The sequence below is a fragment of the Consotaella aegiceratis genome (assembly GCF_036541425.1).
GTDB lineage: Bacteria > Pseudomonadota > Alphaproteobacteria > Rhizobiales > Rhizobiaceae > Consotaella > Consotaella aegiceratis.
Genome location: NZ_JAZHFT010000015.1, coordinates 86,795 through 98,853 on the forward strand (window position 1 = coordinate 86,795; position 12,059 = coordinate 98,853).

11 protein-coding genes are annotated in these 12,059 nt (G+C 65.3%); 8 read left to right on the forward strand and 3 right to left on the reverse strand.

Annotation, left to right across the window (positions count from 1 at the left end):
• Window positions 1-35: 35 nt before the first annotated feature.
• Complete coding sequence (locus SMD10_RS12360; protein ID WP_331686002.1) at window positions 36-1,529, reverse strand: CoA-acylating methylmalonate-semialdehyde dehydrogenase; 1,494 nt, start codon at window positions 1,527-1,529, stop codon at window positions 36-38.
• A gap of 275 nt (window positions 1,530-1,804) precedes the next feature.
• Here SMD10_RS12360 and SMD10_RS12365 point away from each other — a divergent pair, with 275 nt between their 5' ends.
• From SMD10_RS12365 to gndA, 8 genes are all read left to right on the forward strand, one after another.
• Window positions 1,805-2,686 (forward strand): LysR family transcriptional regulator, encoded by an 882-nt coding sequence (locus SMD10_RS12365; protein ID WP_331686003.1) that lies wholly within the window; start codon window positions 1,805-1,807, stop codon window positions 2,684-2,686.
• Between the two features lie 105 nt (window positions 2,687-2,791).
• Window positions 2,792-3,832: a cysteine synthase A gene (locus SMD10_RS12370; protein WP_331686004.1), complete on the forward strand. Its 1,041-nt coding sequence runs from the start codon at window positions 2,792-2,794 to the stop codon at window positions 3,830-3,832.
• The gene (locus SMD10_RS12375; protein ID WP_331686005.1) at window positions 3,829-4,572 is read left to right on the forward strand and encodes an alanyl-tRNA editing protein; all 744 of its coding nucleotides are present in this window, start codon (window positions 3,829-3,831) and stop codon (window positions 4,570-4,572) included. Before SMD10_RS12370 ends, SMD10_RS12375 begins: the two co-directional genes overlap by 4 nt.
• A gap of 12 nt (window positions 4,573-4,584) precedes the next feature.
• Complete coding sequence (gene sseA / locus SMD10_RS12380; RefSeq protein WP_331686006.1) at window positions 4,585-5,454, forward strand: 3-mercaptopyruvate sulfurtransferase; 870 nt, start codon at window positions 4,585-4,587, stop codon at window positions 5,452-5,454.
• A gap of 13 nt (window positions 5,455-5,467) precedes the next feature.
• Window positions 5,468-5,989 (forward strand): GNAT family N-acetyltransferase, encoded by a 522-nt coding sequence (locus SMD10_RS12385; RefSeq protein ID WP_331686007.1) that lies wholly within the window; start codon window positions 5,468-5,470, stop codon window positions 5,987-5,989.
• 101 nt (window positions 5,990-6,090) lie between these two features.
• Window positions 6,091-8,070 carry a bifunctional 2',3'-cyclic-nucleotide 2'-phosphodiesterase/3'-nucleotidase gene (locus SMD10_RS12390; protein ID WP_331686015.1) on the forward strand — a complete coding sequence of 660 codons (1,980 nt, stop codon included), beginning with the start codon at window positions 6,091-6,093 and terminating at the stop codon, window positions 8,068-8,070.
• A 175-nt stretch (window positions 8,071-8,245) separates the two neighbouring features.
• Window positions 8,246-9,226, forward strand: coding sequence for an alpha/beta hydrolase (locus SMD10_RS12395; RefSeq protein ID WP_331686008.1), 981 nt, complete (start codon window positions 8,246-8,248; stop codon window positions 9,224-9,226).
• Window positions 9,227-9,416: 190 nt separating this feature from the next.
• Window positions 9,417-10,844, forward strand: a complete 1,428-nt coding sequence (gene gndA / locus SMD10_RS12400; RefSeq protein WP_331686009.1) for an NADP-dependent phosphogluconate dehydrogenase — start codon at window positions 9,417-9,419, stop codon at window positions 10,842-10,844.
• Between the two features lie 99 nt (window positions 10,845-10,943).
• Here gndA and SMD10_RS12405 read toward each other — a convergent pair whose 3' ends face one another.
• On the reverse strand, window positions 10,944-11,519 hold the full coding sequence (locus SMD10_RS12405; protein WP_331686010.1) for a tyrosine-protein phosphatase: 576 nt from the start codon (window positions 11,517-11,519) through the stop codon (window positions 10,944-10,946).
• 155 nt (window positions 11,520-11,674) lie between these two features.
• Window positions 11,675-11,908: a DUF1127 domain-containing protein gene (locus tag SMD10_RS12410; RefSeq protein ID WP_331686011.1), complete on the reverse strand. Its 234-nt coding sequence runs from the start codon at window positions 11,906-11,908 to the stop codon at window positions 11,675-11,677.
• Window positions 11,909-12,059 lie beyond the last annotated feature (151 nt).

The window sequence follows — 12,059 nt, forward strand, 5'->3', positions numbered from 1 at the left end:
CTTTTCAATTGTCGATCGCCTTGATCGGCGGGCGGCTACTTCATCACCGGCATGACGAACTCGGCGCCGTCCTTGATGCCCGAGGGCCAGCGCGAGGTCACGGTCTTGGTGCGGGTCCAGAACTTGATCGAATCCGGTCCGTGTTGGTTGAGGTCGCCGAAGGCCGAGCGCTTCCAACCGCCGAAGGAGTGGTAAGCGAGCGGCACCGGGATCGGCACGTTGACGCCGACCATGCCGACATTGACGCGGGTCGCGAAATCGCGAGCGGCGTCTCCGTCGCGGGTGTAGATGGCGACGCCGTTGCCGTATTCGTGCTTCATCGGCAGATCCAGCGCGCTTTCGTAGTCCTTGGCCCGCACCACCGAGAGCACCGGCCCGAAGATTTCCTGGCGATAGATCGCCATCTCCGGCGTCACCTGGTCGAACAGGCAGCCGCCGACGAAGAAGCCGTCCTCGTAGCCCTGCATCTTGAAGCCGCGTCCGTCGACGACGAGCTTTGCGCCCTCCTCGATGCCCTTGTCGATCAGGCCGAGCACCTTCTCCTGCGCCTGCCGGGTGATCAGCGGGCCGAAATCGGCATTCGGGTCGGTGGAGGGCCCGATCCTCAATCCCTCGATCTTCGGCGCCAGCTTGGCGATCAGCGCATCGGCCGTCGCCTCGCCCACCGGCACCGCAACGGAGATCGCCATGCAGCGTTCGCCGGCCGAGCCGTATCCGGCGCCGATCAAGGCGTTGGCCGCCTGCTCCATGTCGGCGTCGGGCATGATGATCATATGGTTCTTGGCGCCGCCGAAGCACTGGGCGCGCTTGCCGTGGCGCGCGGCCTCGGCATAGACATGAGCCGCGATCGGGGTCGAGCCGACGAAGCTGACGGCGCCGATCTCGGGATGCTGCAGGATGGCGTCCACCGTCTCCTTGTCGCCGTTGACGACCTGCAGGATGCCCTTGGGCAGGCCGGCTTCCATCATCAGCTCGGCGAGCCGCATCGGCACCGACGGGTCGCGCTCCGACGGCTTCAGAATGAAGGCGTTGCCGGTGGCGATGGCCGGCGCGAACATCCACATCGGGATCATCGCCGGAAAGTTGAACGGCGTGATGCCGGCGCCGATGCCGACCGGCTGGCGCAGCGAATACATGTCGATGCCGGGGCCCGCCCCTTCGGAGAACTCGCCCTTCTGCAAATGGGGAATACCGAGCACGAATTCGCAGACCTCAAGCCCCCGCTGCAGGTCGCCCTTGGAATCCTCGACGGTTTTGCCGTGTTCGGCCGAGAGAAGTTCGGCCAGCTCCTGCATGTTGTCGTTCAAGAGCTGCACGAACTGCATGAAAACGCGCGCCCGACGCTGCGGATTGACCGCGGCCCAGGCAGGCTGCGCCGCCTTCGCCGCATCGACCGCCCGCTGAAGGTCGTCGGCAGAGGCCAGCGCGACCTTGCAGGCAACCTGGCCGGTGGCGGGATTGAAGACGTCGGCCGTGCGCCCTGAACCCGGCACGCGCGCGCCGTCGATGAAGTGTCCAATGTCGGTCATGCGGATCCTCCGGTGTCGTTGCCTAAAGGATGGCAGGATCGAGTAGCCATACAAGAGGTGCAAACGCCAAACCGTTGTGCAAAAAATAAAGTCCCGAACCGGCAATAGCACGAGACAGGCTTCGATTTCTCCGCAGGGACAAAACCGAATCGTCATGAAGAGAATCCCGCAACCTTATGATCCGGAATGCTTTCCCGCCGCCGTCCAAGCGGCGAACGAGGCGACACGAACCAGAAGGAAAATCAAGATGCGGATGTCCGGACAGGAGCAACTGCATGGACTGGGATGACGTGCGCGTCTTCCTGGCCGTTGCACGAACCGGCCAGATCCTCGCCGCCTCGCGGCGTCTTGGCCTCAATCACGCCACCGTCGGCCGTCGCGTCTCAGCACTCGAGGCCGACCTCGGCGCCCGCCTGCTGGACCGGCATCCCCAGGGCTGCGCATTGACCCCGGACGGCGAGGCCTTCTTCCAGGCAGCGGAGCGCATGGAAGAAGAGATGACGGCGGCGCGCCAGGCCGTCGGCAGCATGGATGCGGACCTGTCCGGCACCGTACGCATCGGCGCGCCCGACGGCTTCGGCACGGCGTTCCTGGCGCCGCGTCTCGGTGCCCTCCTAGAGCGCCATCCCGCGCTGACATTGCAACTCGTACCGGTGCCGCGCGCCTTTTCCATATCGCGCCGCGAAGCGGACCTCGCCATCACCATCGACCGGCCCGTCGAGGGCCGTTTGGTCGTGCAGAAGCTGGTCGACTATTCGCTCGGCCTCTATGCCGCCACGTCCTATCTCGACCGCCATGGCCGGCCGGACAGCGAAGAGGCGCTTCTTCGGCATGGCCTGATCGGCCATGTCGACGATCTGATCTACAGTCCGGTTCTGAACTATGCCGGGGAGATCGTCCGAAACTGGCCTTCCCGCTTCGAGATCTCCGGCGCGCTCGGCCAGACCGAGGCGGTGACCGCGGGCGCCGGCATCGGCATCCTGCACGCCTTCATCGCCAATTCGTGCCCCGGGCTGGAACGCATCCTGCCCGGCCGCGAGGTTCGGCGCAGCTACTGGATGGTCTTTCACGAAAGCGGCCGGCATCTGCGCCGCATCCGCGTCGTCGCCGAGTTCATCCGCGATTGTGTGGCGGCCGAACGATCCCTTTTCGCATGACCTGGCCGGTGCAAGGATTGATGGACTTATGGCGGCGCCGCTGCTTGCCTTGCCGCGCCCTGAGCCATAGGTTTGCCATGATCCAGACCACGCGCGGCAAATTCCATGTCCAGGCATAACAACGTCATCGACGCGATCGGTAATACGCCGCTCATCCGCTTGAAACGGGCGTCCGAACTCACGGGATGCGAAATCTACGGCAAGGCCGAGTTCATGAACCCCGGCCAATCGGTCAAGGACCGTGCCGCGCTCGCCATCATTCGCGGCGCCGAGAAGGAGGGCCGGCTCCATCCGGGCGGCATCATCGTCGAGGGCACGGCCGGCAACACCGGCATCGGCCTTGCCATGGTCGCCAATGCCCTCGGCTATCGCACGGTCATCGTCATTCCCGAGACCCAGAGCGAGGAAAAGAAGGCCGCGCTGCGGCTGTTCGGCGCCGAGTTGGTCGAGGTTCCGGCCGTGCCCTACCGCAATCCCAACAACTACGTGAAGTTGTCGGGCCGGTTGGCGGAGCATCTGAACGAGACCCATCCGGCCGGCGCGATCTGGGCCAACCAGTTCGACAACGTCGCCAATCGCGAGGCCCATGTCGTCACCACCGCGGAGGAGATCTGGTCGCAGACCGGCGGTCAGATCGACGGCTTCATTTGCGCGGTGGGCAGCGGCGGAACGCTGGCCGGCACCGCCATGGGCCTCAAGCGCCACTCCGGCCACATCAAGGCCGGCCTGGCCGATCCCGAGGGTGCGGCGCTCTTCAGCTTCTACACCTCCGGCGAACTGAAATCCGAAGGGTCCTCGGTCACCGAGGGGATCGGCCAGGGGCGCATCACCGCCAACCTGGAAGGCTTCGAGCCCGACTTCGCCTATCGCATCCCCGATGGCGAGGCCCTGCCGATCCTGTTCGATCTGGTCAAGGAGGAAGGCCTTTGTCTGGGCGGATCGTCGGGCATCAACATCGCCGGCGCCATCCGTATGGCCAAGCAGATGGGACCGGGCCACACCATCGTGACGATTCTGTGCGATATCGGCGCGCGCTATCAGTCCAAGATCTTCAATCCGGACTTCCTGCGGTCGAAAAATTTGCCGACACCGGACTGGCTCGACCATCGCTCCAGTTTCGACCTGCCGTTCGAGGCGGTGGAATGACCGCGTTCGAGACCGAGACGATCTACCAGGACGATGCGTATTGCGATCGTATCGAGGCCCGGCTGTTGGGCTTCGACGGCGAGAACGGCCTGATCTTCGACCGTTCCAACTTCTTCGCCACCGGCGGCGGTCAACCAGGCGACACAGGGTCGGTCGAGAGCCCTGCCGGACAGGCGATCCGCATCGTCGATACGGTTCGTTCCGCCGATCGGAAAGCCGTGGTCCTGATGGCCGACGAGCCGGTCACCGCGTTGGCCGTTGGCGGCACCTTCAACCTCGCGATCGACTGGCAGCGCCGGCACAAGCTGATGCGCATGCACACCGCCTGCCATCTTCTGTCCGTCGTCTATCCCTTCCCGATCACCGGCGCGTCCGTCGGCGAGGACGAAAGCCGCATCGATTTCGACAGTCCCGAGGCATCGGCCAACAAGTTCACGGTGACGGAGCAGCTGATGCAGCTCGTCGAGGCCGACCATCCGGTGTTCACGCGCTGGATCACCGACGAGGATCTGGACGCCAACCCAGGGCTGGTGAAATCGGCAAACGTCAAGCCGCCGCGTGGAACCGGTCGTATCCGCCTGGTCTGCATCGGCGAGGAATCGAGCATCGACGCGCAGCCCTGCGGCGGCACCCACGTCAGAAGCACGGCCGAGGTCGGAAGCATCCATATCGGCAAGATCGAAAAGAAGGGCCGCAGCAACCGGCGCTTCCGCATCCGCTTCGGCGCGTTGCCTTCCTAGAAGCATCCCATCATGTACCGAAAAGACCTTCTCATCACACCGGACGATCTCGCCGCTCATCTGAGCCAGGTGGGACGCGGGCTGTCGATCGTCGACGCCTCCTGGTACCTGCCCGCACAAGGCCGCATCGCCTCCGAAGAATTCGCGGCGGGGCACATTCCGGGCGCCGTCTTCTTCGATCACGACGCCGTGGTTGATCCCAGATCGTCGCTGCCGCATACGCTGCCGCCGGCCTCCAATTTCGCCGAGGCGGCCGGCGCGCTCGGTCTGTCCGCGACCGACACGATCGTTGTCTATGACGGCATGGGCCTGTTCAGTGCTCCGCGCGCCTGGTGGCTGTTCCGCACCTTCGGCGCGCGGGACGTGCGGGTTCTCGACGGTGGTTTTGCCGCGTGGAAGGCCGCCGGGCTGCCGATCGAGGCCGGTGCCGCATCGCCCAAACCGGCAGAGTTCCACGCCGTTTTCAACGCCGAGGCGGCGGTGTCGCTGGAAGAAATGCGCCGGCTGGTGGCCGACGGCGCGATGCAGGTGGCCGACGCTCGGCCGGCCGAGCGCTTCGCCGGGGCCGTGCCGGAGCCCCGGCAGGGCGTGCGCGGCGGCCATATGCCGGGCGCCCGCAATCTGCCCTTTTCGCTGCTCGCCGAGGACGGCCGCCTGAAGCCGCCCGAACAGCTCGCTGCCGCCTTCGCCGAGGCGGGGCTCGATCCGCAGCGGCCGATCGTCACCTCCTGCGGCTCGGGCGTCACAGCAGCGGTGATCAACCTCGCGCTGGCCGCGCTCGGCGCCAACGGCACCCGCCTCTACGACGGCTCCTGGACGGAATGGGGATCGCAGCCCGACACGCCGGTCGTCACCGGTCCACCGTCCGGCTCTCCGAGCTAGCGTCTTGAGTTCGATGACGCTGCTCAAAGCCACCGTGACACAGCTGATCATGCGGCAGCCGCCTCGCGGGCCGTTGCCGTGGCCGGACGATGGCTGCCGGTACGATCTTGTCCGCGTCGAGGCGATCCCGCTCGACTACTACCGCTATCTCTACGACGCCGTGGGCCGCCCCCATCATTGGACGTCGCGGCATATGCCGGACGACCGGTTGTCTCGGGAAATCCACGCCGATCCCGTGCGGATCCATGTGCTCTACGGCAATGGCGCGCCGGCCGGTTGGTTCGAGCTCGACGTCCACCCCGAGGTCCGCGAAACGCGCATCGTCCATTTTGCGATCCTGCCGGACTTTCGCGGCCGGCGCCTGGCTGCGCCGCTGCTTTCCCAGGCGGTGCAGGCCGGGTTCGAAAGCAACCCGACGGTTCTCTCGCTCGAGACCAACAATCTCGATCATCCGGCCGCCCTGCCCCTCTACATCAAAGGCGGCTTCGAACCGGTCGGCACCCGCGAGGTGCTCACCCCGGCGCTCAAGGACTGAAGACGATCCATCGGGTCCCAGCGCCACCGACACACTGGCGTCATGCGCCGGCGTTTCATAAGCTGATCGAACCGTCGAACTCCAGGAGGCATTCCATGGCCATGCGTTCCGCTCTCGTCCTGCCGGTATCCCGGCGCCGCTTCCTGCTTGGTACCGCTGCCGCCGGCAGCTTCATCCTGCTGCATCCCTATTCGCTGCGCGCCGCGCCGAATCAGGCGCATCTGCGCCTGATGGAGACGACCGACATCCACGTCCACGTCTTTCCCTACGACTACTATGCCGACAAGCCGTCCGACACGGTGGGCTTGGCGCGCACGGCGACGATCATCGAAGCGATCCGCGCCGAAGCGAAGAACTCGATGCTGCTCGACAATGGCGACTTCCTGCAGGGCAACCCGCTCGGCGATTACATCGCCTACGAAAAGGGCATGAAGGACGGCGACGTCCATCCGGTGATCGCCGGCATGAACACGCTCTCCTACGACGCCGGTACGCTGGGCAATCACGAGTTCAACTACGGCCTGGACTTCATGTTCAAGGTCTTGAACGGTGCCAACTTCCCGTATTGCTGCGCCAACCTCATCAAGGGCGAAACGCTGGCGGAAAATCCGCGCGACGACGAGCTCTTCATGAAGCCCTATCTCATGCTGGAGAAGGAGATCGAGCTCGGCAGCGGCGACAAGCAGCCGCTCAAGATCGGCGTCATCGGCTTCGTTCCGCCGCAGATCATGATCTGGGATTCGGCCAACCTGGAAGGCAAGGCCGCGACCCGCGACATCGTCGAGACCGCCAAGGCCTGGGTGCCGCAGATGAAGGAGGACGGCGCCGACATCATCGTCGCGCTGTCGCATTCGGGCATTTCGGCCGAGGGCGGCGAGATGGCCGAGAACGCTTCGCTGCAGCTCGCCTCGGTCGACGGCATCGATGTGGTGATGACCGGCCACCAGCATCTTCAGTTCCCCGGCGAGGACTTCGTCGACATTCCGGGCGCCGACAACGACAAGGGCACGCTCAATGGCAAGCCGGCGGTCATGGCCGGCTTCTGGGGATCGCATATGGGTCTCGTCGACCTGATGCTGGAGCATGACGGCGGCGAGTGGAAGATCGCCGACCATATGGTCGAGCTGCGTCCCATCTACGATCGCATCGAAAAGGAGATCGTTCCGACCGTGGAGAGCGACGACAAGGTGCTCGCTCCGGTCGAGGCGGACCACGAGGCGACGCTGGCCTATGTCCGCACGCCGGTCGGCGAGACGGCCGCGCCGCTCTATTCCTATTTCGCGCTCGTGGCCGACGATCCATCCGTTCAGATCGTGAACCAAGCCCAGACCTGGTACATGAAGGACATTCTCAAGGCGACCGAATACAAGGACCTGCCGCTCTTGTCGGCGGCGGCGCCGTTCAAGGCCGGCGGCCGCGGTGGTCCCGAGTACTACACGGACGTCAAGGCCGGCCCGGTGGCGATCAAGAACGTCGCCGATCTCTACCTCTACCCGAACACCGTGCGCGCGGTGAAGATCAAGGGCTCGGACGTCAAGGAATGGCTGGAGATGTCGGCCGGCATGTTCCGCCAGATCGAGGCGGGCAAACCAGACCAGCCGCTGCTCGCCGACGATTTCCCCTCCTACAATTTCGACGTGATCGACGGCGTTACCTATCAGATCGACGTCACCCAGCCGCCGAAATACACGGCCAAGGGCGAGATCGCCAACGAGGGCGCCGAGCGCATCGTCAACCTGCAGTTCGAGAGCAAGCCGATCGATCTCGATCAGGAGTTCGTGGTGGCCACCAACAACTATCGCGCCGGCGGCGGCGGCAACTTCCCGGGCATCAACGGCGAGAAGATCATCTACGTGGCACCCGACGCCAATCGCGATGTGATCGTGCGCTACATCCACGAGCAGGGCACGATCAATCCGTCGGCGGACGCCAACTGGACCTTCGCGTCGGCGGACGGCACGGTGGTGGTGTTCGAGACCGGTCCCGGCGGGGTCGACTATGCCAACGAGGTCAAGGGCGTGAAGATCGAGCCGGCCGGCGACGGCCCGGACGGCTTCAAGCTCTATCACCTGACGATCTAGCCTGCCGCGTCCGGGCAGTCCGGGCCGGCACCGGCGCGGCGCCGCCCGGTCTGACGGCGGCGCTGCTCTCGTTGAAGACGACGACCAAACGCCGCGTTCGGCCTGTTCGCCTTGATCGTGCCGCCAAAATCCCTATCCCTCGCGGGCAGAGTGCGTCTCCCGCGGGGTGTTTTCATTGAAGCTTCGACTTGGTCTCGGTCTTCTGGTCCTGCTCGTTGTTGCCGGACTGGGCATCTGGCTGTTCGGTCCGCGCGAGCCGGTGGACTTGCGGGTGACGTTCGATCCCGATTCGATCGGTGACGACCCAGCCGCCTATCTGGCGCGGGAGGAAGCCGATATCCCCAATCTGCGGGGCAACGCCGCCAAGGAGATCGTCTGGGCCTATCCCAACTCGCGCGCCAAGACGCCGCTGGCGATCGTCTACGTGCACGGCTTTTCCGCCGACAAGGCCGAGGTCCGCCCTCTCCCCGACCGGCTGGCGCAGGCGCTGCACGCCAATCTGTTCCTGACCCGCCTCACCGGCCATGGCCGCGACGGCGTCGCCATGGAAATGGCAAGCGTCAACGATTGGATGAACGATCTGGCCGAAGCGATTCAGATCGGACGCAGAATCGGCGAGCGGGTGGTGATCGTCGCCAACTCCACCGGAGCCACGCTCGCCACCCTCGGCGCGACCAGGCCCGGCCTGATGAAGGGCGTCGACGGGCTGGTTCTGATGTCCCCCAACTACGAGCTTCGCGACTGGCGGGCATCGCTTCTGACCTATCCGTTCGCCAGGGACCTCGCTCTCTTGATCGGCGGACCGGAAACAGGCTTCGAACCCGTAAACGCGGCGATGGCCAAGCATTGGACCACGCATTATCCGACCGCCGCCTTGCTGCCCATGGCCGCGCTCATGAAGGCCGCGCGCGAGGCCGATCTCGGCTCGATCCGCATTCCGACGCTGTTCGTCGTCTCGCCGAACGATCAGGTGATCGACCCCGCGACGGTCCGGGCGGCTGCCCTGCGCTGGGGCGCACCGACGGACATGACGGAGGTCACCGACAGCGGCGACCCCGCCGGCCACGTTCTGGCCGGCGACATCCTCTCGCCGGGTACGACCGACGAGGTGGCCCGACGGATCGCTGAATGGGTCCGGGCACTGCCCCGGCCATAGCCCAGGCTCGCCGACCAGACCGAATTCTCGACCGGGGCCTGCGGGCCCACGCCATCGCCGCGCGGCCGACCACGTCGCCGCTGGCGAACGCCCGATCAGATCGCGCCGATCGGCGAAGGCGGCGAGAACTGTTCATTGCATCATCGCGAACATATCTACGGCGCAGACCCACACCCAAAGGACAATGGTCATGAGTGAAGCGAAAATCGGCCTGATCGGCCTCGGGACCATGGGCGCCGCGCTGGCCCTCAACATCGCCGAGAAGGGTTTCCCCATCGCCGTGTTCAACCGCACGACCGAGGTGACCCGAACGTTTGCCGCCGAGGCCGGGCCGCTCGCCGACCGCATCGTCCCGACGGAAACCCTCGAAGCGTTCGTGGCCGCGATCGAGCGGCCCCGCTCGATCATCCTGATGGTGCCGGCCGGCCCCGTGGTCGACCAGCAGATCGCGGCGCTGACCCCGCTTCTCGACATGGACGATCTCATCATCGACGCCGGCAATGCGAATTTCCACGACACGGAACGTCGCGCCAAGGCGGCGGCCGACGGCGAGATCCCTCATTTTCTCGGCATCGGCGTGTCGGGCGGCGAGGAAGGAGCGAGGCACGGACCGTCGATCATGGGCGGCGGCGCCAAGGAGAATTGGGATCGCGTCGCGCCTGTCCTGACGGTCATCGCGGCTCAATATGAAGGACAAGCCTGCGCCACGCTGATGGGCGAACGCGGCGCCGGCCATTTCGTCAAGGCGGTCCACAACGGCATCGAATACGCCGACATGCAAATGATCGCCGAGGTCTACGGCGTCATGCGCGACGGGCTCGGGCTCGATAGCGACGCGATCGCCGACGTGTTTGCACGCTGGAACGAAGGTCCGCTCCAATCCTATCTGATCGAGATTTCGGCGGCCGTGGCGCGCGCCCGCGATCCGGGCAGCGACAAGCCGATGCTCGACGTGATTCTGGACAAGGCCGGCCAGAAGGGCACCGGCCGCTGGACCGTCATCGAGGCGCAGCATCTCGGCGCCCCGATCCCGGTGATCGAGGCGGCGGTCGCCGCGCGCAACATGTCGGCCAAGCTTGAATCCCGCCGGACCGCCGAGCGCGCCTTCGGACCCGCGCCGCAACGTCTGGCTCCCGACGTGCTGAGCACCGAGGATCTGGAAATGGCGCTGATCGCCGGCAAGATCCTGTGCTACTCGCAGGGCTTCGGGCTGCTGTCGGCCGCCTCGACCGCGTTCGAATGGAGCCTGCCGATGCCCGCGATCGCGGAAGTCTGGCGAGCCGGATGCATCATCCGCTCCAGCATGCTGAACGACATGTCGGCGGCGCTGCGCGAGGACCCGACGCGCGACCTGACGCTGGCGCCGATCTTCAGCGACTCCATCGAAAAGGGGCTTCCCAGCCTGCGCAAGGTGGTGGCGGCCGGCGCGACCTTCGGGCAGCCCCTGCCCGCCTTGTCGGCCGGATTGTTCGCCTTCGACATCATGCGCACGGCGCGCTCGACGGCGAACATGATTCAGGCGCAACGTGACTTCTTCGGCGCGCACGGCTTCGAACGGCTGGACCAGGCTGGCACCGGGCTGCACGGCCCGTGGGCCGGCAAGGGCCTCGGCCACTGAGACCAAAGCGCCGGACAAGTTCGGTCGGCCATCATCGAGAGCGGTCCGAAGTGCGGTCCCGCCGATCGCGCTTCAAGGCCGACTGGCCGCTGCCGGACGTCAGGAGTTGGGATAGCCCAGCGCCGGTTCGAGACGCTCGAACGTCTGGTCCATCGGAAAGGCCGGAAAGAACGGCAGTCCGACATGCCCGTAAAAGATCGACAGTTGGCTTTCGGCCGTTTCTTCGTCGGCGCCGGCCGCTCGCGCCAGATAGAGCGCCGAGGCCAGGCCGGTTCGATCGGACCCGGAGCGGCAGTGGATCAGGATCGGTTCTTCCAGGCCGCCGACGACGCGAAAGAACCGTTGAACCTTGGAATCGGACAGCGGACGCGATGCCGACCAGGACAGACTGACCAAACGCACGTGCTTCATCCGCGCGACGCGCTGCTCCTCTTGAAACCATGCGCTGTCCGGATGCTCGCCTCGCAGGTTGACGATCGTGCGAATGCCCTTGTCATCCACGAGCCTTGCAAGACGCTCCGGCGACAACGTTGCCGAACGGTAGAGCCGGCCCGGCAGCACCTCGTGCACGTTGCCGGTGAGCTGCAGGACAGCCAGATACCCGCCAAGGGCGATGGCGGCAGCCAGGGACAGACGGGCGGCTGTCTTGCGCCAACCGGACAATCGGATTCGCATCGTGGGCCTCCGTTACAACGCGAGGTCCAAGCATCATCATCCTGGCTGTCAATTCGCTGTCGAAGATGGTTGATAAGCGAACAATCGTAATTTGATCGGCGTCAGTGGTGACATCGTCCGACACGTTGGCGAGCCGATGCCGGCCATACAAAAGTTCAATCGAGATAGAAGGACCGCCGCCCTTCGTCTAAAGCCTGCCGCCGCGTGATCCCGACGTCGCGAAGCTGCTCGTCGGTCAGATCGAGAAGATGCCGACGACTGCGCCTCAGAACGGAGCGCTGCCAAAAGGACCGGCGCCCGGCCCTCGCCAGCCGCGCCAGAAGCGAAAACACCCCTGCCGGCCCCGTCCGCGAAGGGATTGTCACCCTCCTTATGTCCTGATAAGACATATTGTCACCCTATATATCGAAATAATACCGCTGAGCGGATGATCTGACTCTGGCGTGATTTGCGTGGCTTCGGCGACCGTGATTCCTTCGTACTAGATGCGACGAGGGAGATGCGGATGGCGTTGGAGATCAGCGACAGATATTCGGCAGG

What these genes read in the sequence shown, in the direction of transcription:
- SMD10_RS12360 (WP_331686002.1), bottom strand. Translation starts at nt 1,529, where the DNA reads ATGACCGACATTGGACACTTCATCGACGGCGCGCGCGTGCCGGGTTCA.
- SMD10_RS12365 (WP_331686003.1), top strand. Translation starts at nt 1,805, where the DNA reads ATGGACTGGGATGACGTGCGCGTCTTCCTGGCCGTTGCACGAACCGGC.
- SMD10_RS12370 (WP_331686004.1), top strand. Translation starts at nt 2,792, where the DNA reads ATGTCCAGGCATAACAACGTCATCGACGCGATCGGTAATACGCCGCTC.
- SMD10_RS12375 (WP_331686005.1), top strand. Translation starts at nt 3,829, where the DNA reads ATGACCGCGTTCGAGACCGAGACGATCTACCAGGACGATGCGTATTGC.
- sseA (WP_331686006.1), top strand. Translation starts at nt 4,585, where the DNA reads ATGTACCGAAAAGACCTTCTCATCACACCGGACGATCTCGCCGCTCAT.
- SMD10_RS12385 (WP_331686007.1), top strand. Translation starts at nt 5,468, where the DNA reads ATGACGCTGCTCAAAGCCACCGTGACACAGCTGATCATGCGGCAGCCG.
- SMD10_RS12390 (WP_331686015.1), top strand. Translation starts at nt 6,091, where the DNA reads ATGCGTTCCGCTCTCGTCCTGCCGGTATCCCGGCGCCGCTTCCTGCTT.
- gndA (WP_331686009.1), top strand. Translation starts at nt 9,417, where the DNA reads ATGAGTGAAGCGAAAATCGGCCTGATCGGCCTCGGGACCATGGGCGCC.
- SMD10_RS12405 (WP_331686010.1), bottom strand. Translation starts at nt 11,519, where the DNA reads ATGCGAATCCGATTGTCCGGTTGGCGCAAGACAGCCGCCCGTCTGTCC.
- SMD10_RS12410 (WP_331686011.1), bottom strand. Translation starts at nt 11,908, where the DNA reads ATGTCTTATCAGGACATAAGGAGGGTGACAATCCCTTCGCGGACGGGG.